Source organism: Peribacillus sp. NPDC101481, from assembly GCF_044767165.1.
Lineage (GTDB): Bacteria > Bacillota > Bacilli > Bacillales > DSM-1321 > Peribacillus.
Genome location: NZ_JBIWNJ010000001.1, coordinates 1092902 through 1111627 on the forward strand (window position 1 = coordinate 1092902; position 18726 = coordinate 1111627).

The window sequence follows — 18726 nt, forward strand, 5'->3', positions numbered from 1 at the left end:
GAACTCCTTTCAAATTACTGCGCTTCCGAATCCCCGGTCGGGTTATCCACTGCTTTGGCATCCCAGTAAAATTCACTGAAAACCTCGGTAAAGGCATCAACGGTCAAGTACATTTCCTCGAAAGTATTATCAACGCCGCCAATTTCCAAGAGCATGGCATTGCCTGACAAATCCTGATTGTATACTCCATTATGTCCCGCTCCGCCTTGTTTCATAACCCCTCGTGAAATGCCAGGGTATTTTTTCTCCAAAGCTTTATGAAGCTTATTGGCAAGCGCTGCATTTTTTTCGAAGTTCGGATTATTGCCCCCGACCACGAAGGCAATCTTGGCATAATCTTTACCGTTAATGTTAATGGTCGTATGTTTTTTTCGTTTAGAATCACGATGGATATCAATGATATATTCTAAATCCTTGTTATTGGCCAATGCCGTCTGGACGGATTTTCGTGATTCTTGATAGGATCTGGCATAATTCAATCCTTTATTATTCAGATTTCCCATGATATCCGTTTTATCGAGCGAGGAGCCTATCCCCTTATCAGCCATATCTTCAACCATCCGCTCCCCGAGTTTCGTAATATTGATTTTCGAATGATAGGCTAGATCCGGGTTAGTCACTCCTTTTAAATATGGAAGATATGACTCCCGGTTATGGCTATGGTATATCTCGACCACTTTCCGTCCATTTGTCGTTTGTTTCGGCTGATCGGCCACTCCTTTTTCCGGTTCTTCAATCTCATCCAGGTTTTGCAGGGATGCATCCCTTTCTTCATTCAGGACGTCCACTGGCGGCGAGGATTCGTATGGCATATTCGTATAATTCGTTCCTTCCCCGGCAACGAGGATCTCATTATCAAAAATCGAAAAGCCAGGAAGTTCCCTGCCAAGTAAGCTCCGCGGGTCCTCCAGCGAAATGTTGGTCGAAACTTTTATCAATTGATTCGTGATCATCGATTCCTGCTTACCTTCCGGCAGGGCATTAAAAAGATAATGGTTTTCATTGGCCAGCATCGAGAACAGCATTTTCCCCGAGAATTGGTTGGCTACAGTATGTACGGAATTAGAAGATATCCGATACTCCGGTCTTAGGGAAGTCATGACCCCACTGACTGAAAAAACAAAAAGAAGCAAGGCGAGAATACCTAGAAAAGTTTTTATTATTGTTGATCCGTGAACGGCTGTTATGATTCCTGGGGAATTTCTTCTTTTCATCCTTCCACCCTCTCTATAGCTTGTCTATTAATACCTATGACTTTGCTAGAAAGGGTAGAACACCATTTTTGGGCACTAAAAATGATTTAACGGGTGTAGTAGCCGGTATTATCTTGATTTATTGAATGATGCAAGGCTGCATTTAACCCATTGGCTATTAAATTGGCCATATCCTCAATGAAAACATCGACTTCTTTCGGTGTAACCATTAAATTTTGACCAAGCGGTGACAGTACCTCATAAATCAATTTCCGTTTCTCTTCATCAGGGAGGACACCTATCATTCCCAAGAAGGTTTGGCGCTCCTTTTCACCTGGCATATCCTCTTCTGTCAGCTTTGTGCGCTTTCCAAAACTGAATCCAGCGGGCGCCAGCGAACGTGATGGTCTGTCCCCTTCATTCAGTTCCTTGCCAAAGTGCTTCAAAATATAATCTATCGTATCGCTGGCAATTGATACGGCATCCACGACGGTAGGTATACCAATCGCTATAACAGGAACACCCAATGTAGCCTGGCTCAATTCTTTTCGTTTATTCCCAACACCAGACCCAGGATGGATGCCTGTATCCGTTATTTGAATCGTCGAATTCACTCGATCGATCGAACGGGCAGCCAATGCGTCTACGACGATCAGGAAATCAGGATTACTTTTTTCGATGACTCCTTTTATGATGTCACTCGTCTCGATTCCCGTAATCCCCATCACCCCGGGGGAAATCGCACTTACCGGCCGATAGCCTTCCTTGACGGACTCCGGCTGCAATTCGAACAAATGTCTTGTGACCACAAGGTTCTCAACGACTGCAGGCCCAAGAGCATCGGGAGTAACATTCCAATTACCAAGACCGACAACCAAGCAACTGCTTTCTTTGGTGATTTTATTCCGTTTCAAAAAGGAAGCCAGTTCGTTGGCGAACACCTTTTCCACCCGTTGCTGCGTATCCGTATCCTGCTGGCGGATCCCCTGCACTTCGATGGTCAAATAGCTGCCCTGCTTCTTCCCGATTTCTTTTTCACCCTCAGCCGTGACCTCGACTAAGGATACCTTCAGATCATCCACATCTTTTTCTTTAATAATGACCCCTTCGATACGGGATACATCCACTTCCTCTACAACACCTTTATGTTCAAGGGCAATTTCCTTTGCTTCAATCGCCAAATCTGTACGAATTCCGTATTCACTAAGGTCCAAATTATTTTCCATAACGGCCTCCTGATGTTTGAATTGAATCTAATCTAGTATTTTCAATAGTCTCTCTTAAACATTCTGTCGTTTTTGCTTTTTTATTATTCATTTTTTTGGTACAATGAGTGATGACGAGATGAATTTATTCCCGAAATTATAATTCCTTTTCGATTCTCAATCTGAAGTATTGCATATTTATGGGCAGTCTGATAGAATATCACTTGTGCTATTTGATATGGATTTGAAAAGTCGAGTTCATATAATCTCGATTTCTTTGTAGGAGGTGAACGGAATGCCAAACATTAAATCTGCTATTAAACGTGTAAAAATCAACGACAAAAAACGCGTTCATAACATTACTGTTAGATCAACTATGCGTACTACAGTGAAAAACGCTGAAGTTGCATTAGCTGGTGAAAACGTTGAAGCTGCTAAAGAAGCTCTTTTAACAGCTGCTGTGAAATTAGACAAAGCTGCATCTAAAGGATTAATCCATAAAAATGCGGCAGCCCGTAAAAAATCTCGTTTAGCGAAAAGACTTAACGCTCTTAACGCATAATGACAAAAAATTAAACGATCCAACCGGATCGTTTTTTTTGTGCCGTTTTTTGCATAAAAAAGGTGACAGGATATCTGCCACCTTTTTATCATCTAATTTTTAAAAGCAGCAGCTCAAGCGTGATTGCCTTATCGGCTTGGCCGGTCTTCATTTTATAATCCGCTTCCGCTAAGTCGTTAATGATACTCAACAGCTCGCGTTCCTGGAATCTCCCCGTCTTTTCAAGTGCCAGCTTTACCCTGTAAGGGTGCACCTTCAATTGACCTGCAATTTTTTGCTGGCTATAGCCTTGGCGGGAAAGCTCCTTCACTTGATACATGAGCCTTACCTGACCCGCCATGACGCTCAAGATTTTGATCGGCTCTTCATTCTGCCTGAGTAGATCGTGCAGTATCGTCATCGCACTCTCCATCTTTCGCTGTAACACATGATCGACAAGCGTAAAGATATTCTGTTCAAGGGATTTAGCAACCAGCTTTTCCACTACCTCGACCGTAATGTGTTTATCAGCTTCTGCATAAAGCACCATTTTATCCAATTCATTCGTAAGCATCATCAGATTCGTTCCTGCAAGTTCAAGTAAAAGCTCTGTAGCCTGCTCATCTATTTGGACTGAAGAAGCTTCGACCCTCTCCTTCACCCATCCTTTTAACTCATGATCACCAAGCTTCTTCGCTTCAACAAGAACCGCCTTACGCTTCAGTTCCTTGGTGATTTTTTTCCGTTCATCCAGTTTCTCATAAGGTGCGGTCAATACGACAATAGAATAAGGAACCGGGTCAGCTAAATACGCTTCCAGTCTTTTCACATTATGTTCAACTCTTGATTTCGTTTTTTCAGCTGTCAAAAAAAATGGGTTTTGCATGAAAACAAGGCGCCTTTCCCCAATAAACGGGAGGGTTTCAACATCTTCAAGTGCAGTTTCAACAGGCGTCTCTTCTAAATCAAATTGAGAAAAGTTAAAATCCATCTCATCCTCGTGAAGGACATTCTCGATCAATAGCTGCTTCGTTTCATTAATTAGATAGGCTTCCGACCCATATAACAAGTATACCGGCGCGAATTGCCCTTTTTTTATACTTTTCCAAACATCTAATACCAATAGAATCCGCCTCTTTACTATGTATTCTTCTCTAATGGTATAGGTGGATGGACCATTTGACAAGCTATAAAGGGAACTAGCCCTATAAAAGGGCTAATTCCGGATCTATATGAACACTTTCAAGAAAGGCCCGGGTAATCTCCCTTGAAAGCGGGTAGAGTATTCATGTAGAACAAAAATTGAGCTTTTCTTTTTCGCTTGCTTTGTTTGTACTGTTATTTTGACCTCAAAATCCCAAACTATTTGTGACAACTCTTGTCAGTAAAGGAAATGAAGGAATGAAGCCTGTAGATTTTTTTTTGGTAATGTTTTATACTATTAGCAGAAATAGGAGGGGTAAACAATGAACGAATTCGAAAAGAATGTTCAATCAAAGACAGATGACGTCGCTGATTCCGCTATGGGATTCATCGGTTCTTTTGTATTTTTCGCTGCCATGTTCACCATAGCTGTCGTCATTAAAGCTGTCGGATCCTGATTTCATTTACTACATGCACTTATTTTTCCTGATGGAGGCTGCTGCTGCAGTCTCTTTCTTTTTGATTTTCTACATACTATGGGAGAGTCTTCCGAAAGGTTCCACTGCTTTTGTAATACTTGTAAATAATAGAACCATCCTCGTCGGTCCTGAACACCTTTATGCCATTTCTTTCCAGATTCCCAATTACGTCTCGATGAGGGTGACCGTAGCCATTATCTTTTCCAACTGAAATAAGCGCCGCTTTCGGCTGCAGCTGTTCAAGGAAGGGCGTGGAAGAAGAAGTTTTACTGCCATGGTGACCGACCTTCAAGATATCCGCCTGCAACTGCGGAAATGTTCTCAAAAGTTCACTTTCCCCTTCTTCTCCCATATCGCCGGTCAATAACCATGACAATCCCCCAAGCTCCGTGAATAGAACTATGGATGAATCATTCTTATTTTCTTCTTTCTCATATGGACTTAGCACAGCAAACGGCACTCCTCCCGCCACCCAATGGTCCCCCCTTTTCAGGACAGTCATTTCCATTTGTTTATCTCTTGCCACAGTCACAAAATCCATATCCCTGTATTGCTCTTCACTCCAGCCTCCAATGATGATCTCCCCAACTTTAAAATTTTCTATTAATTCTTTTGCACTTCCCATATGATCTACATCCGGATGAGTTAAAATCAGCTTGTCCAATTGGTGGATTCCCTTACTTTTCAATAATGGAATTATGATATCATCCGCGGTGTTGAACTTCTTTCGCTTTTTTGCCCACATGTCGATTGGAAATGTAATTTGCCCTCCCGTATCAATCAAATAGTTACCGCGATTGAAAGGCAGGCTAATTAAAATGGAGTCACCTTGCCCAACGTCGATGATCTGCACTTCACCAAAAGGCGAGAACCTTTGTAAGTTATATTGCAAAAGTAAAAGGACAATTATTATTACGCACCATATTTTACTTTTTTCAAAGGACACTTCCCAAGTCAGGTATAATCCTAAAAGTGAAATAACAAGTAATAACATCATGATGAAAGGTGGTTTTCCAAACGGAATGGAGGCAAGCGGCAAATCCGATGCACCCTCCGCAGCTTTATTGCAGAGTATGAAGGTATAATTCAATAATGAGATGAGGGGTTGCCCCAAGGAAGGCAGTAATAGATGAATGAAGAGGGAAATCAGTGAAAATGGCAGCAATATGATGGAATAAAGCGGAACATACAATACGTTCAGAAACACACCAAGAATGGATGCTTCATAAAAGTGAAAAAGCAAAATCGGAAGGGCTGCCAATTGGCAGATGGAACTGACGATGAATAGCTGCGTTGTTTTCTTCGGGTATTGCAAGAAAATGCTTGAAGACATGATAATGGAGAAAGTGACCGCGAATGAAAGCTGAAAACCTATATCATAGAGCATATTAGGCCGAATAAACAAAAGTGCCATATAAGCCGATCCGATTGCGGCACCCGCCGAAATCCGCTTCTTGAATAGCAGAAGTAGAAAGAAAAGCATAGCCATCAAACAGGATCTCACCACTGATGGACTGGCACCTGAAAGTAACATGTAAACCGGAAGGAAGATCAAGATTGCCATCATCATTCTTTCCCGTGTAATCCCCACCCTGATGCCGAAGTAAAATAACAGCCCCGTTAAAAAACTGACATGAAGACCGGAAATAGCCAGTAAATGAACCAGACCTAGCCGCTGATAATTAGTAAGGTCGCCTTCATCTATATATGTCTGGTCGCCGAATATGAGGGCAGTGACAAAACCGCTAGATTCTTCCGGAAAGTGTTCTCTAATATACGTAATCCCCTTTAGGCGCAAATTACGTATCGAAACAAGAATCGGATTTCCAACGACTTTACATTCCTGAAATGAAATGGAATCCGCTTTGAAAATCCAATGGGTGCCTTGACGCAAAAGATAACGCTGATAATCGAAACTGTTTTCATTTCTGTTTTTGTCGGGAATTTGCAATGTCCCTTCGGCCGGACAAGATAAACCGATCCGCAGAAACCGACCCAGCTTTTCCTGTTCCAGTTCAGTGGTGATTTTATAACGAAGCACTAACCGTTCGCCTTTCTCACTGGAAACGAATCCTTTTAAAGAATTTCCATCTATATTCGGTTGATCCGTAAATGTAATGATAAATTGGCTTTCCGTTCCATGATAGGCAGTTTTGTTGCGGTGATCGGTGAAGGAGGCGGCCCCTAAAAACATCCCCATGATAACCAAATGAAAACTAAGGGCCTTCAAACTTAATCCCACCAAAAAGTAAAGTAAACAGAGAAAAATAAGGATGATGATCAGCAGCCTTACATAAAAAAAAGAATGGGCCGTAACACCAAATGTGGCCGAAACGGCTAATAAGATAAGGTGTCGAGCCATGCCTGCCCCCCCGTCCTATTTAATTTCCAAATATCTGATTGGCCTGCTTTTCCAGCTCCGATACAGCTTCTTTTTCCATGCCTGTTCGTTCAAGTTGAGCTAACAATGAGAATACAAAGTCCTTTTTTTGTTTTCCATTAACATCGATGGCCCCTTTTGCTTCAACCTTCTCGGTCTTGACACCAGCCTGTTTAAATAATTCCAGGGCATATGGATGATTTTTGTAATCTTCCGCATAATAAACAGCCTTGATGCCAGCTTGGATGAGTGATTTACAGCACTGAAGACACGGAAAATGCGTCACATATATTTCCGCCCCATCAGTAGGCACCCCAAATTTCGCACATTGTAAAAGTGCATTCATTTCTGCATGTATCGTTCTGACACAATGATTATCAATTACATAGCAGCCGTCATCAATACAATGCGTCCCTCCCGCAATGGACCCATTATATCCCCCCGCAATGATTCTGTTGTCCCTTACGATGGTCGCCCCTACAGTGAGGCGTGTACATGTGCTTCTTAAGGCTAATAAATGGCTTTGCGCCATGAAATATTGATCCCAACTAATTCTGTTCATGTTGTATCCCCTTACCACTAGAATGCTTTTCTTCAATTTTACCCTCTTCCTGTCCATTTGTGTAGCATATTCAATCATTCATTTCACCGAAATGGAATCCCGTAACCTTTCAAACGTTTTATCGCCGATTCCCGTTACCTTCTTCAATTCATCGACCTTATTGAATTTCCCAACCGTTTCCCTGTATTCCAGGATCGCATTCGCTTTGGATGGTCCAATACCCGTCAAGGTTTCCAAATCTTCCTGTGTAGCTGTATTCAAGTTCACCAGTCCTCCTGACGCCCCCTTAGTGGCGGCATCACCAGACGACCCGACTTGTATATTCTCCAAGTCCCCCGTGACTTCTTCACCTATTTCCGGAACATAAATGACCATTTGGTCTTCGACGATTTGGGCAAAATTCACTTTATTTTTATCGGCCTTGTCCGTAAAGCTGCCTGCAGCCGAAATTAAATCAATCACCCGTTCACCTGCCTGTGCAGTAAAAATGCCTGGGGACTTGACCGCTCCTTTAACGTCCACTTTAATGATTACAGGTTCGGCAGCCGTTTCATTTTCACTTTGTTCGATTTCAGCTTCCTTTTCAGAAATGGAAAATATATCTTCCGTATTCGCCGAATCCGCCCCTTGTTGCAAAAAAAAGTAAATGCCCGCTGCAACAAATGCCACCGCAACGGTAATCTTGGTCATTTTCCTTTTTAAAATTTCATCCATTTTCTTTGCCTCCTTATTGGATTTCGCACGATACATTGTCATAGGACAGATTAAAAATACATAGTGTTTTTAGGAGAATCAATCGCTTTAAGTGAGAGGAGTTGATCGGAATTGAAGAAAATCGGTGTTATCGGAACCGGAAATATGGGTACCATTTTAATCGAGGCATGGCTGGAGGCAAAAATATTGAATCCGCCAGATCTAGTCATTACAAATCGCACGCTTTCCAAGGCATTGGTGCTGAAAGATAAACACCCTGGCATCAAGGTTGCGGAAACCGCAGCCGAAATCGCCCAACAAGCCGACTTTATCTTTCTCTGTGTAAAACCATTACAAATTAACAGCCTATTACAAGGCATCAAACATCATATAAAAAGGGATCAGCTGGTCATTTCCATCACAAGCCCGCTTTCAGTCTCCCAGCTGGAATCGGCAGTGAATGCCCCCTGTGCCCGTTTTATACCGAGCATAACGAACCGTGTCGGTTCAGGGGTATCGTTACTGAGTTTCAGCAAGAGCTGCAGCAAGGAGAAAGTATCAGCTTTATATGATTTGGCCTCTGCCATATCGGCACCGGTCATAATTGAAAATGATATCACCCGGGTAGCTTCCGATATCGTCAGCTGCGGACCTGCCTTCTTCAGCTATTTAGCACAAGCTTTTATTGATGCGGCCTGCCAAACGACGAAGATAGATAAAGAAACGGCTACGACTTTGACTGAGAATATGCTGGTTGGCTTAGGGGAATTGCTTGGTAAAGGGGTTTATACATTGCCGACCTTGCAGGAAAAGGTTTGTGTAAAGGGTGGAATAACGGGTGAGGGGATCAAGGTTTTAGAAGCTGAAACAGGGGAAATGTTCCATCATCTTTTTCAAGCGACTCATGAAAAGTTTGCAGAGGACCTTCACGAAGTTGAAAAGCAGTTCGGCCATCCTTATTAATATTCGTAATTTATATCTCAATTCCTTCTTAAAATAAAAAAAGAAGAGGTCAGACCCCCGCTGGTACAGGATGATGTACGAACGGGGATTCTTACCTCTTTATTATTTACTGGCTACAAACAAGATTCTTTCGGTTTCCGTTACAAGCGGTGCTTCTTCAAGATCTGCCAGAATTTCAGAAACCGTAAAACCTGCTTGCTCCAACCACTTTTTATATTGTTCAACCGGATAGGTCCGTTGATAATGCAACTCATCAAAACGGTCATACAGTCCGCTTTCATCGTCCCTTACGAAAAAACTTAAATCATGCTCAACACTGTATGGTTCTTCACCCGGGAAGCAGTCCCATATATAGGATACTTCTTCACCGTTGACAGCAAACGTATTATCGCTAAAGATTTCTTCCATTTTATAAATGGAATGGATATCAAAAAAGAATAATCCGCCATCCTTCAAATGCTCATGAACCCGGCTGAACGTCTTGACTATATCCTCCTCATCGCGAAGGTAGTTCAGCGAATCACAAAAAATCGTGACACAATCAAATTGGCCAAGTCCCTCGAGTTCTGCCATGTTCTGCTGGAAAAGCGGAATAGATAATCCAAGCTTAACCGCCTTTTCATTGGCAACAAGAAGCATTTCATCAGATAAATCCACGCCGGTGACTTCGAATCCGTGTTGCGCCAATTCAACGGTCATTTCCCCGGTTCCACACGCTAGATCCAGGACTTTCCTTCCACCAATTCCATACTGTTCCAGCTTCGCCGTAAGGATCATCAGCCATTTTTCATAAGGTGCGTCCTTCATCAATTCATCGTATACATAGGCAAAGCGTTCATAAGTCATGTAGTCAGTTCACTCTCTAGATCTTCAAAAGGTGCATCTCCCCATAAACGTTCAAGATTATAGTAGTTTCTTTCATCTTTATGGAAAATATGGGCCACTACATCGCCAAGATCCACAAGCACCCATTTCGCCTCGTCAAAACCTTCAAGACGTTTTACATTGATTCCTGATTCATCAGCTTTGCTCTTCATTTCACGAGCTATTGCTTGTACTTGTTTTTCAGAATTACCGTGGCAGATCAAAAAGTAATCCGCTACAAGGGAAATACCTTGCATGTTCAATGCCACGATATCCTCCGCTCTTTTATCATCCGCCGCTTTTGCTGCAATTACAAGTAGTTCACGTTCAGTCATTACATCTTCTCCTTCAAATTCATGATCAAGTCATTATATGTCTTAAATGTGTCAGGGTAAATTGCCTGATTTCTTTTCATTAAAAAAACAACTGTATTCCTTAACGCCTGGATGACAGCATGATCCAAATTTTGCTTTGCTGTCTGCCTGACTTCGTCGACACCGGGAAAAGAACGTCCCGGCTCAATATAGTCGGCAAGGTATACGACTTTATCCAAAAGGCTCATGCCAACCCTGCCAGACGTGTGATAGGCAATCGCATCCAAGATTTCAGCGTCCTGAATGCCAGCTTCCTTTTTCACCAGATAAGCCCCGACAGGAGCGTGCCATAGCTCCATATTGTATTCAAGTAACGCCGGGTCCATTTTTTCAGCGATTATAATTTGCTCCATTTCCTCTTTTGGACGGAATTTTGCATAATCATGGAAAATGGCTGCCAGTTCCGCTTTTTTGACGTCGGCACCATACCGTTCAGCAAGTTCAACCGCTGACTCGACCACACCCAAGGTATGAATGTACCTGCGCTCAGTGATTTGTTCTTTGACCAGTGCCAATGCTTCCTCACGATTCATATAAACCATTCCCTTTAATATACTTCACCACTGGATCTGCTATTAAATATTTCACGGTTTTCCCCGTTCTTAACTTCCTTCTTATCATGGAAGACGAAATGAACATCTGGGGGACTTTCACCATCGTTATTGGGTATACGGTCTTTTCATCATATCCAGGGCGCTTCACCCCGACGAAATTGACCATATGCACCAGCTCGTCGATACGGTGCCAATTCGGTAAGTACTCAATCATATCTGCGCCAATTATGAAATAGAACTCATTGGTTGGCTCAAGCTCTTTCAGCAATTTTATCGTGTCATACGTATAAGATGTGCCTTTTCTTTCTATTTCAATACCCTCAATATAAAAAGATGGGTTTCCGGCTATCGCGTTTTCCAACATAGCCAGCCTGTCCATATCGGTTACTTCCTCCGATTTTTCCTTATGTGGAGGAACGTGATTTGGCATGAACCTGATTTCATCTAGCTCAAGGGCATCAAGCACTTCATTCGCTATAATCAAATGCCCGATATGCGGAGGATTGAATGTACCGCCAAGAATTCCAATTTTTTTCATAGATAGGTTCCTTAAGGTAATTTAAGTTGTTTGTTTTCTTTTGATTCTTTATACAGCACAATTGTGTTGCCGATAATCTGAACCAATTCCGCCCGTGCACCCTTTGATAAAGAACGACCCACATCATCACGGTCCTCTTCACAGTTTTGCAGGATGCTGACCTTGATTAATTCACGTACTTCAAGCGCCTCACCAATTTGCTTGATGAGATTATCATTGACGCCGCCTTTACCAACTTGAAAAATTGGATTGAGGTGGTGGGCCTTTGATCGTAAAAATCTTTTCTGTTTACCTGTTAACATGTGTTACCTCCTAGTTTGTTCAAGACAATATCTGTCATTCTTGCTGTATCCGGCATAATGCCTGTCCATATCTCAAAAGCGAGCGCGGCCTGGTTGATGAACATCCCTAGCCCATTTTGTGTTTCCGCCCCTTTTTCCCCCGCTTCACGCAGCAGCTTGGTTTGCAGAGGGTTATAAATGATATCACTGACAATGGCACCGGTTTTAAGCTGGTCGACCTTTAACGGTGAATGATCCAATTCAGGACTCATTCCAGAAGAAGTCGTTTGGATGATTAAATCATATTGTGATAAGCTTTCTTCCGCTTCGATAATCGAGAGTGCCTTCGATAATTTATCATATGGGCAATCAGAAACAAGCTGGGCCGCCCTTTCCTTTGTCCGGTTTGCAATATCAACTTGCTTTACCCCTTCTTTCACGAGGGTAAAATAAATCGCACGCGCAGCACCGCCCGCTCCGATCACTAACGTTTTTTTAGCCTTGATGTCACCTGATATTTCATCGCATAAAGATTTGAAAAATCCATTTCCGTCTGTATTATACCCTATAAACCGACCATTTTTGTTAACAACCGTATTTACAGCCCCGATTGCAAGGGCCAGTTCATCCACTTCATCAAGGAAAGGGATGATTGAAGTCTTATGAGGAATCGTGATGTTAAACCCTTCTATACCAAGGGCCTTCATGCCTTTTACGGCATCGTTCAAACGCTCAGGTGTCACATGAAAATGATGATAAACCGCTTCTATATTTTCTTTTTCAAATGCATCATTATGAATGTCCGGTGACATCGAATGTGCAATTGGATCTCCCATTACCCCATATATCTTTTTCATAGACTAGACGACCCCTATATTTAGATTAATGATTTGCGAACGATCACATTGACGCCCTTTGGAACATGTGCAACGATTTTCGCTCCTGGCTCATTGACCGTCACCCAGCCAAGACCAGAAAACACAATATCCATTTTACCATCTTTCAAGGAGAATTCATGTGGAATCAGCTTCGGAAACTCCTCGATTTGTTCAGGCCGTGGGGGCGTCAATAATTCCCCGGCATGGTTTTTATACAATTCATCGGCATTTTCCAATTTCGTACGGTGAATATTCAATTCATTCGAAAGGTAGCAAGTCAGTGAACGCCTTCCTCCTGAGACATAGTCCAGTCGGGCCAACCCTCCGAAAAATAGCGTCTGTCCTTCATTCAGTTGGTAAACTCTCGGCTTGATTTCCTTTTTCGGCATGATCACCTTGAAGTCCCGTTTGTCCACATAGTGAGCCATTTGATGATGATTAATGATTCCTGGTGTATCGATCAATGCCTGTTCATCATCCAAAGGAATTTCGATCATATCCAAGGTAGTCCCTGGGAAGTGGGAAGTCGTGATGATATCGTCTTCACCGCTCAATTCTTTTATAAGTCGGTTGATGAAAGTGGATTTACCTACATTCGTACAGCCCACCACATAGACATCTTTACCTTTGCGGTACCGCTCAATCGCATCAGCAGCTTCCAGTATGTGCTTTCCCTTTTCCGCACTGACAAGCAGGACATCAACCGGGTTAAGACCCAATTCCTTGGACGATTGCTTCATCCAATTGATCAACTTGTTCGTTTTTACTGATTTAGGCAATAAATCGACCTTATTTCCGATCAAAAGAACATCATTTCTTCCTACAAATCGATGAAGGCCAGGCAGCCAGCTTCCATTGAAATCAAAAATATCGACGATTTTGACGATTAAAGAGTCGGTTTCGCCTACTTTATTCAAGATTTTCAAGAAGTCATCGTCTGTTAAGGATACATCCTGAACTTCGTTATAATGTTTCAATTTAAAGCAGCGCTGACAGACGATCGTTTCTTTTTCCAGGGCTGATTTAGGGGCATAGCCCAACTCTTTCGGATCTTCAGTCTGGACCTTCACACCGCATCCGATGCACACTAGTTCTTGATGATTGTTCAATTGTGATCCTCCCATTCTAGCATTCCTTTTCGTTTAAAAAACGCCATGATCTTTCTTTCAAAATAACGATTGATCCTTGTTCTGAATTCGTCGGTTTGTGCTACAGGGAGCACTAAGATCGTATGAAACCCGCCTCTGTTCCCTCCCAATACATCCGTCAATAGCTGATCGCCGATTACCACCGTTTCTTCCAATTTCAATCCCATTGACTTACGGGCTTTATTGAAAGCTCTTACCATCGGTTTTCTCGCCTGGAAGATAAACGGAATGTGAAGCGGATCGGAAAAAGCTCGAACTCGATTTTCATTATTATTGGACACGATCGTCACTAAAATCCCATGATCCCGCAAATTGTCGAACCATTTGATTAAATCGGGGGTGGCAGTTGGCCTGTCCCATTCAACGAGAGTATTATCCAAATCGGTAATGACTCCCTTGATCCCTCTTTTTTTCAATTCTTGAGGATCTATATTAAAAATGCTTTTAACATGTTCACTCGGCAAAAATAATTTAAGCATATTGACACCTCTATATTTTCATTAAAATTTACCGTTTCCATCATATCGAATTTTTAGCTCACTTTCAAAAAAAATTAGGAAAGAAGGGCTGACGGTAAAGAAACATCATAATGGATGTTTTCAGATATGGAAAGGCATTTTTTATTAAATAATGGGAAATTTGCTGGCAGACCATAACCAAAGAACTAATTATTCATAAAAGATTTCGACAAAAATTTCATTTGTTCAACCTGTGGATAACTTTACTAACATTTTCCATACTGATGTGCACCATTTCGTTCACCTTGTAAACAACTTAACCACAGGTTATCCACTTTCAACTGTGGATAACAGAACGATTGTTCTCCACGTTTATTTCTGATACAGTAGGGGTACATCAAGGAAGACTTATCAATATATGCAAGTAAATACCAAATTATTCCTCGCAATCCCAACTGGAGGTGAGCAGCCGTATATGGCGTTCTGATGCAAAAACTATCTGATGACCTGTTGCTTGAATCCTATTTTAAAGCACAGAATTTAAAGTTGAGTACCGATTTCATCCGCCTCATAGAAACGGAAATTCATCGAAGATCCCTAACGCATAAAATCCGATCAATATTTTAATATGGAATACATAGGCTGACATCAATTGTCAGCCTCTTATTTTCAATTGAAGTTAGACGGCCCTCATGAAACCGATCGTTTCACCTACACGGACATCTGCGGGAATGGATATGTTTCCTTCAAGTTCAAAATTTCCTTTTTCAAAAAGAAGCACCACTGTTGAACCAAAGCTGAAATAAGAAAATTCCTGCCCTTTTTCCAATTCCTGAGATTCATCAGTAATGACGATCGAATTTATGAACATGGCCCCGACTTTCACCATCGCCAAACTTCCCGCTTCATTTTGCAATTCAGTTACTGTCCGATAATTTTTTGATAAAGGCTCTTTTCCATATTTCATCCCCCATTTATTAACGGGGTACGATTTCCTTCCAAGGGTCCAGCGTTTGACTACAGAACCCTTGATTGGCGAATGGATCCTATGGTAATGACTCGGGCTTAAGTATAACACGAGATATTTGCCGCCTAAGTACTTTTCCAACCGAAGTTCATCCCCGAGCATTTCCTCCATTGAATATATCTTTCCCTTAACGACGATCTTTTTATCAGCCCGTATCTCCCCTGAATCCTCAAGAACACCGTCAACAGGACAAGCCACCGCAGAAGGAACTGCCGTAATTGGCCTGGCGTCCGCCTTTAACTGCCTTGTAAATAGTTCGTGCAGATTGGTATAAGCTTTTAACTCCTTACCAAATTCTTGTTGATTAAGGTTAAATGTTTTTACATAAAGTAAAATTAAGGGCCTGCTCCAACGAGATTGGCTAAAATGCTTTAATAATCCTGATGAATACTGACCATTCGTCAGTTCAATAAGAATGCGATATAAAGACTGAAACAAATAAAACCACTCCAAATTGTAAAATTATTCTAAAAATCCCTTGCATAAATTGTGTTAAGTAAAATATTATTATATAATAAATACTTATGTTTACTATATTTTGTTTTAATTTGTTTCATTTGAAAGGAGTGAAAAGATGTTTTTATTACACGCCCTCGATCAAACCATTAAAAAAGTGAAAGCACAAACAGCAAATATACTTACTTTAATGAATTTATCCCTTGGTGGATTTGCAATAATTGCCGTGATGCACGGCCAATTGAATTTAAGCCTGCTTTTAATCTTCCTGGCTGCCCTTGCAGATCGCTTTGACGGTATGGTTGCACGGAAGTTCAACATTGAATCGGAATTGGGTAAGCAGCTTGATTCCATGTGTGACATCATATCTTTTGGCGTCGCACCAGCTCTATTATTATACCAAGGAATATTGATAGAATTTGGAGCACCCGGCACACTCTTCACCGTTTTCTATATTGGCTGTGGCGCATTTCGTCTCGCCCGCTTCAATATAAGTGAAAGCAATGGATATTTTACAGGAGTGCCAATTACGGTTGCGGGCTGCATCGCCACTTTAAGTTATCTCGCCGTCCCGTATTTCCATCCGGTCTTTTTCTTATCCCTCATGATTATATTATCATTACTTATGGTCAGTCCATTTAAACTGAAGAAAGTTTAAATAAGAAAGCGGATGTCCTAAACCGGACATCCGCCTTTTTTCGTTCATATTCAGCCTAAAACCCATCTTATGCTTTTCGGACTAATGGGTCGGTCAAACGCATGAATTCTTCAACATCCTCCATACAGGCATTGACCGCTTCTTCCCAAAAATCCCGGGTCTCCAAATCGACGCCTAAATGTTTCTCCGCCAGATCCTCGACCTTCATGGAACCTGTATCCTTTAATAGAGCGATATATTTTTCTTCGAATCCTGCAGGTTCTTTCAGGGCATTCGCATATATGCCTAATGAGAATAAGTAACCGAATGTGTACGGAAAATTATAAAATGGTACACCTGTAATATAGAAATGGAGCTTTGAAGCCCAGAACGTTGGATTATAATCACTTAAAGCATCGCCATAAGCTTCTTTTTGTGCATCTACCATCAGTTCATTCAATCGTTCGGCACTGACATACCCTTGTTTCCTCTCGTCATAAAACCTTGTCTCGAATAAGTAGCGGGCATGGATATTCATGAGTAATGCCACGGAACGCTGAATTTTATCTTCTAAAAGCACAAGCTTTTCTTCCTCACTGGCCGCTTCCTTCACAGCCGCATCCGCTACGACCATTTCAGCAAAGGTAGAGGCTGTTTCAGCCACATTCATGGCATATGACCGATTCAATGGATGGATATCCCTCATTGCATAAGAATGGAATGCATGTCCCAATTCATGAGCCAATGTCGATACATTGGATGGGGTGCCCGAATACGTCATGAAAATCCTTGACTGCTTATTTAATGGAAAGCCGGTGCAAAAACCTCCTGGTCTCTTACCTGGTCTGTCCTCCGCTTCAATCCAGCTGTCTTCAAAAGCTTTCTGGGTGAAGCTTGCTAATTGAGAACCGAACTTCGAGAATTGCTGTATGATGAAGTCTGCACCTTCTTGATAATCCATTACTTTGGACTGTGCCTTAACAGCAAGCGGTGCATCCAAATCCGCCCAACCTAATTTATCCAGATCCAATAACTCCGCTTTCCTTTTTAAAAACCTCACAAGCGGCTCCTTATGATCGGCAATGACATTCCACATGCTTTCGAGCGTTTCTTTTTTCATCCTCCCTATTTCAAGAGGCTCTTTCAAAATATCATCCCAGCCCCTTTTTTCATTCACACTGAGACGGAATCCAGCCAAGTGGTTCAGCGTCCGGGCAAAAAGGTCACTCTTTTCCTCCCAAGCCTGTTCCCACGCGGTAAATAATTCTTTCCTGGCCCCTTCATCAGGATCAGAAAATTTATTCGCCGCTTGGCCTACAGAAAGCTTTTCACCCTTATATGGGATGGTCATTGAACCGACGATCGTATCATACATTTGGCTCCAACCTTCGAAACCGTCCATGGCCAATTGGGTGATTAATGATTCTTCCTTTACGGAAAGCTTTTCCTTGGCCTTTTCCCGGCGTTCATTCAATACGAATTTCAATTCATTCAATGGTTCTTTTTCGAGGATTTTGTTAAAAACCGCATCATCAAGCTGTATCAACTTTTCATCCAGCCTGCTTAACACCATTTTTAGTGAAGCGACTATCTTCATTTGTTTGATCCGCAGCTGACCAGCCTTTTTATCCTGCGCATTTTGAGCTTCCAGGCATCCAATGAAGGCACTGGCCTGCGTGGATTTCATATTTGTATTTTTATAAAGATCAAATGCCTCGATTAGACTGATTTCATCATTGCCTTTTGGATTGATATTGCTTACAAGTCGGTCTAATTCTTTTACCTCTTCGTTAATTTCATCTAAAAAAATCAGGAACTCCTTAGAAGAGCTTCCTCCTCTAAAAAAAATATCCAAATCCCACGTCAAAGAATATCCCATCCTGCATTGCCCCCTTTTTATCACTAATCCCATTATAGGGGTAAATTCAAAATTTTTCTAATTAAAAGGAATTTTCAGATATTTGTCAGAACATTTTTCTATATCCCAGATTAAAAGCATGTTATGATGAATATATTCTTAGGAAAGGGGTGGTTGATTCATATGAAATTCTTTATTCACATGTCTGCCATCATCCTGCTCCTTTGGACGCTGCCCATACAGTTCCATCATCATGCACAGCAGCTGACCATTGAAGAACATACCGATGTTCACCATTGGGATAAGGCCGACAAGAAACAGCCTTTCGTGCCTTCCTTCAATTCCTGGCAGTCACTTATCATTGTTCTAATTTTCGAATTTTCCATTTTGAGTTTTCTTTATTTTCACTCAAATTTACGCCTGCGGTATCTCAGCCCGGTTTTTTTTCAGGCGAATTACGTAGCCCTACGCTCTGACATTTTATAAAAAAATAA

Annotated in this window: 22 protein-coding genes; 6 read left to right on the plus strand and 16 right to left on the minus strand. The window is 41.8% G+C overall.

Going from position 1 to position 18726, the window contains the following annotated elements:
* Positions 1-14 precede the first annotated feature (14 nt).
* Positions 15-1214, minus strand: coding sequence for a stage II sporulation protein P (gene spoIIP / locus ACIROD_RS05260; protein WP_101222616.1), 1200 nt, complete (start codon positions 1212-1214; stop codon positions 15-17).
* An 86-nt stretch (positions 1215-1300) separates the two neighbouring features.
* Positions 1301-2419, minus strand: coding sequence for a GPR endopeptidase (gene gpr, locus ACIROD_RS05265; RefSeq protein ID WP_230177034.1), 1119 nt, complete (start codon positions 2417-2419; stop codon positions 1301-1303).
* A gap of 274 nt (positions 2420-2693) precedes the next feature.
* On the opposite strand from gpr, the gene rpsT reads away from it, so the two are divergent.
* Positions 2694-2960 carry a 30S ribosomal protein S20 gene (gene rpsT / locus ACIROD_RS05270; protein WP_034308554.1) on the plus strand — a complete coding sequence of 89 codons (267 nt, stop codon included), beginning with the start codon at positions 2694-2696 and terminating at the stop codon, positions 2958-2960.
* Between the two features lie 88 nt (positions 2961-3048).
* Here rpsT and holA read toward each other — a convergent pair whose 3' ends face one another.
* Positions 3049-4062, minus strand: a complete 1014-nt coding sequence (gene holA, locus ACIROD_RS05275; protein ID WP_230177035.1) for a DNA polymerase III subunit delta — start codon at positions 4060-4062, stop codon at positions 3049-3051.
* Positions 4063-4405: 343 nt separating this feature from the next.
* Here holA and ACIROD_RS05280 point away from each other — a divergent pair, with 343 nt between their 5' ends.
* The gene (locus ACIROD_RS05280) at positions 4406-4540 is read left to right on the plus strand and encodes a YqzM family protein (RefSeq protein ID WP_081108861.1); all 135 of its coding nucleotides are present in this window, start codon (positions 4406-4408) and stop codon (positions 4538-4540) included.
* A 76-nt stretch (positions 4541-4616) separates the two neighbouring features.
* Here the strand turns inward: ACIROD_RS05280 and ACIROD_RS05285 are convergent, their stop codons facing one another.
* The 3 genes from ACIROD_RS05285 to ACIROD_RS05295 form a co-directional block, all read right to left on the minus strand.
* Complete coding sequence (locus tag ACIROD_RS05285) at positions 4617-6923, minus strand: DNA internalization-related competence protein ComEC/Rec2 (RefSeq protein ID WP_402938496.1); 2307 nt, start codon at positions 6921-6923, stop codon at positions 4617-4619.
* 19 nt (positions 6924-6942) lie between these two features.
* Complete coding sequence (locus ACIROD_RS05290) at positions 6943-7503, minus strand: ComE operon protein 2 (RefSeq protein ID WP_402938498.1); 561 nt, start codon at positions 7501-7503, stop codon at positions 6943-6945.
* 78 nt (positions 7504-7581) lie between these two features.
* Positions 7582-8217, minus strand: a complete 636-nt coding sequence (locus ACIROD_RS05295) for a helix-hairpin-helix domain-containing protein (protein WP_402938501.1) — start codon at positions 8215-8217, stop codon at positions 7582-7584.
* Between the two features lie 111 nt (positions 8218-8328).
* Between ACIROD_RS05295 and comER the strand changes: the two genes are divergently transcribed.
* Positions 8329-9159 carry a late competence protein ComER gene (comER, locus tag ACIROD_RS05300; RefSeq protein WP_402938504.1) on the plus strand — a complete coding sequence of 277 codons (831 nt, stop codon included), beginning with the start codon at positions 8329-8331 and terminating at the stop codon, positions 9157-9159.
* A gap of 102 nt (positions 9160-9261) precedes the next feature.
* On the opposite strand, the gene ACIROD_RS05305 is transcribed toward comER, so the two are convergent.
* Genes ACIROD_RS05305 through ACIROD_RS05340 form a run of 8 tightly spaced genes read right to left on the minus strand, consistent with a single transcriptional unit; the run spans position 9262 to position 14275 of the window.
* Entirely contained in the window at positions 9262-10005 is a 744-nt protein-coding gene (locus ACIROD_RS05305) for a class I SAM-dependent DNA methyltransferase (protein WP_402938507.1), read from the minus strand.
* On the minus strand, positions 10002-10358 hold the full coding sequence (gene rsfS, locus ACIROD_RS05310) for a ribosome silencing factor (RefSeq protein ID WP_101222622.1): 357 nt from the start codon (positions 10356-10358) through the stop codon (positions 10002-10004). Before rsfS ends, ACIROD_RS05305 begins: the two co-directional genes overlap by 4 nt.
* Positions 10358-10930, minus strand: coding sequence for a bis(5'-nucleosyl)-tetraphosphatase (symmetrical) YqeK (yqeK, locus tag ACIROD_RS05315; protein WP_101222623.1), 573 nt, complete (start codon positions 10928-10930; stop codon positions 10358-10360). The genes rsfS and yqeK overlap by 1 nt, the downstream gene beginning before the upstream one ends.
* Positions 10920-11489, minus strand: a complete 570-nt coding sequence (locus tag ACIROD_RS05320; RefSeq protein WP_101222624.1) for a nicotinate-nucleotide adenylyltransferase — start codon at positions 11487-11489, stop codon at positions 10920-10922. The genes yqeK and ACIROD_RS05320 overlap by 11 nt, the downstream gene beginning before the upstream one ends.
* A gap of 11 nt (positions 11490-11500) precedes the next feature.
* Positions 11501-11791 (minus strand): ribosome assembly RNA-binding protein YhbY, encoded by a 291-nt coding sequence (gene yhbY / locus ACIROD_RS05325; protein WP_230177040.1) that lies wholly within the window; start codon positions 11789-11791, stop codon positions 11501-11503.
* Complete coding sequence (aroE, locus tag ACIROD_RS05330) at positions 11785-12627, minus strand: shikimate dehydrogenase (protein WP_402938512.1); 843 nt, start codon at positions 12625-12627, stop codon at positions 11785-11787. The genes yhbY and aroE overlap by 7 nt, the downstream gene beginning before the upstream one ends.
* 20 nt (positions 12628-12647) lie before the next feature.
* Positions 12648-13757, minus strand: a complete 1110-nt coding sequence (gene yqeH, locus ACIROD_RS05335; protein ID WP_397315176.1) for a ribosome biogenesis GTPase YqeH — start codon at positions 13755-13757, stop codon at positions 12648-12650.
* Positions 13754-14275 carry a YqeG family HAD IIIA-type phosphatase gene (locus tag ACIROD_RS05340; protein WP_260358122.1) on the minus strand — a complete coding sequence of 174 codons (522 nt, stop codon included), beginning with the start codon at positions 14273-14275 and terminating at the stop codon, positions 13754-13756. Before ACIROD_RS05340 ends, yqeH begins: the two co-directional genes overlap by 4 nt.
* A gap of 465 nt (positions 14276-14740) precedes the next feature.
* Here ACIROD_RS05340 and ACIROD_RS05345 point away from each other — a divergent pair, with 465 nt between their 5' ends.
* The gene (locus ACIROD_RS05345; RefSeq protein ID WP_034311351.1) at positions 14741-14881 is read left to right on the plus strand and encodes a sporulation histidine kinase inhibitor Sda; all 141 of its coding nucleotides are present in this window, start codon (positions 14741-14743) and stop codon (positions 14879-14881) included.
* A 52-nt stretch (positions 14882-14933) separates the two neighbouring features.
* On the opposite strand, the gene ACIROD_RS05350 is transcribed toward ACIROD_RS05345, so the two are convergent.
* The gene (locus ACIROD_RS05350) at positions 14934-15719 is read right to left on the minus strand and encodes a phosphatidylserine decarboxylase (protein WP_101222628.1); all 786 of its coding nucleotides are present in this window, start codon (positions 15717-15719) and stop codon (positions 14934-14936) included.
* Positions 15720-15855: 136 nt separating this feature from the next.
* On the opposite strand from ACIROD_RS05350, the gene pssA reads away from it, so the two are divergent.
* Positions 15856-16395 carry a CDP-diacylglycerol--serine O-phosphatidyltransferase gene (pssA, locus tag ACIROD_RS05355; RefSeq protein WP_101222629.1) on the plus strand — a complete coding sequence of 180 codons (540 nt, stop codon included), beginning with the start codon at positions 15856-15858 and terminating at the stop codon, positions 16393-16395.
* Positions 16396-16462: 67 nt separating this feature from the next.
* Here pssA and ACIROD_RS05360 read toward each other — a convergent pair whose 3' ends face one another.
* Positions 16463-18253, minus strand: a complete 1791-nt coding sequence (locus tag ACIROD_RS05360; RefSeq protein WP_402938517.1) for a M3 family oligoendopeptidase — start codon at positions 18251-18253, stop codon at positions 16463-16465.
* 162 nt (positions 18254-18415) lie between these two features.
* Between ACIROD_RS05360 and ACIROD_RS05365 the strand changes: the two genes are divergently transcribed.
* The gene (locus ACIROD_RS05365; RefSeq protein ID WP_101222631.1) at positions 18416-18718 is read left to right on the plus strand and encodes a hypothetical protein; all 303 of its coding nucleotides are present in this window, start codon (positions 18416-18418) and stop codon (positions 18716-18718) included.
* Positions 18719-18726: the final 8 nt, after the last annotated feature.

What these genes read in the sequence shown, in the direction of transcription:
- rsfS (WP_101222622.1), bottom strand. Translation starts at nt 10,358, where the DNA reads ATGACTGAACGTGAACTACTTGTAATTGCAGCAAAAGCGGCGGATGAT.
- ACIROD_RS05365 (WP_101222631.1), top strand. Translation starts at nt 18,416, where the DNA reads ATGAAATTCTTTATTCACATGTCTGCCATCATCCTGCTCCTTTGGACG.
- pssA (WP_101222629.1), top strand. Translation starts at nt 15,856, where the DNA reads ATGTTTTTATTACACGCCCTCGATCAAACCATTAAAAAAGTGAAAGCA.
- ACIROD_RS05290 (WP_402938498.1), bottom strand. Translation starts at nt 7,503, where the DNA reads ATGAACAGAATTAGTTGGGATCAATATTTCATGGCGCAAAGCCATTTA.
- ACIROD_RS05305 (WP_402938507.1), bottom strand. Translation starts at nt 10,005, where the DNA reads ATGACTTATGAACGCTTTGCCTATGTATACGATGAATTGATGAAGGAC.
- gpr (WP_230177034.1), bottom strand. Translation starts at nt 2,419, where the DNA reads ATGGAAAATAATTTGGACCTTAGTGAATACGGAATTCGTACAGATTTG.
- ACIROD_RS05320 (WP_101222624.1), bottom strand. Translation starts at nt 11,489, where the DNA reads ATGAAAAAAATTGGAATTCTTGGCGGTACATTCAATCCTCCGCATATC.
- aroE (WP_402938512.1), bottom strand. Translation starts at nt 12,627, where the DNA reads ATGAAAAAGATATATGGGGTAATGGGAGATCCAATTGCACATTCGATG.
- ACIROD_RS05340 (WP_260358122.1), bottom strand. Translation starts at nt 14,275, where the DNA reads ATGCTTAAATTATTTTTGCCGAGTGAACATGTTAAAAGCATTTTTAAT.
- ACIROD_RS05280 (WP_081108861.1), top strand. Translation starts at nt 4,406, where the DNA reads ATGAACGAATTCGAAAAGAATGTTCAATCAAAGACAGATGACGTCGCT.
- ACIROD_RS05360 (WP_402938517.1), bottom strand. Translation starts at nt 18,253, where the DNA reads ATGGGATATTCTTTGACGTGGGATTTGGATATTTTTTTTAGAGGAGGA.
- yqeK (WP_101222623.1), bottom strand. Translation starts at nt 10,930, where the DNA reads ATGAATCGTGAGGAAGCATTGGCACTGGTCAAAGAACAAATCACTGAG.
- rpsT (WP_034308554.1), top strand. Translation starts at nt 2,694, where the DNA reads ATGCCAAACATTAAATCTGCTATTAAACGTGTAAAAATCAACGACAAA.
- ACIROD_RS05295 (WP_402938501.1), bottom strand. Translation starts at nt 8,217, where the DNA reads ATGGATGAAATTTTAAAAAGGAAAATGACCAAGATTACCGTTGCGGTG.
- ACIROD_RS05345 (WP_034311351.1), top strand. Translation starts at nt 14,741, where the DNA reads ATGCAAAAACTATCTGATGACCTGTTGCTTGAATCCTATTTTAAAGCA.
- ACIROD_RS05285 (WP_402938496.1), bottom strand. Translation starts at nt 6,923, where the DNA reads ATGGCTCGACACCTTATCTTATTAGCCGTTTCGGCCACATTTGGTGTT.
- spoIIP (WP_101222616.1), bottom strand. Translation starts at nt 1,214, where the DNA reads ATGAAAAGAAGAAATTCCCCAGGAATCATAACAGCCGTTCACGGATCA.
- yhbY (WP_230177040.1), bottom strand. Translation starts at nt 11,791, where the DNA reads ATGTTAACAGGTAAACAGAAAAGATTTTTACGATCAAAGGCCCACCAC.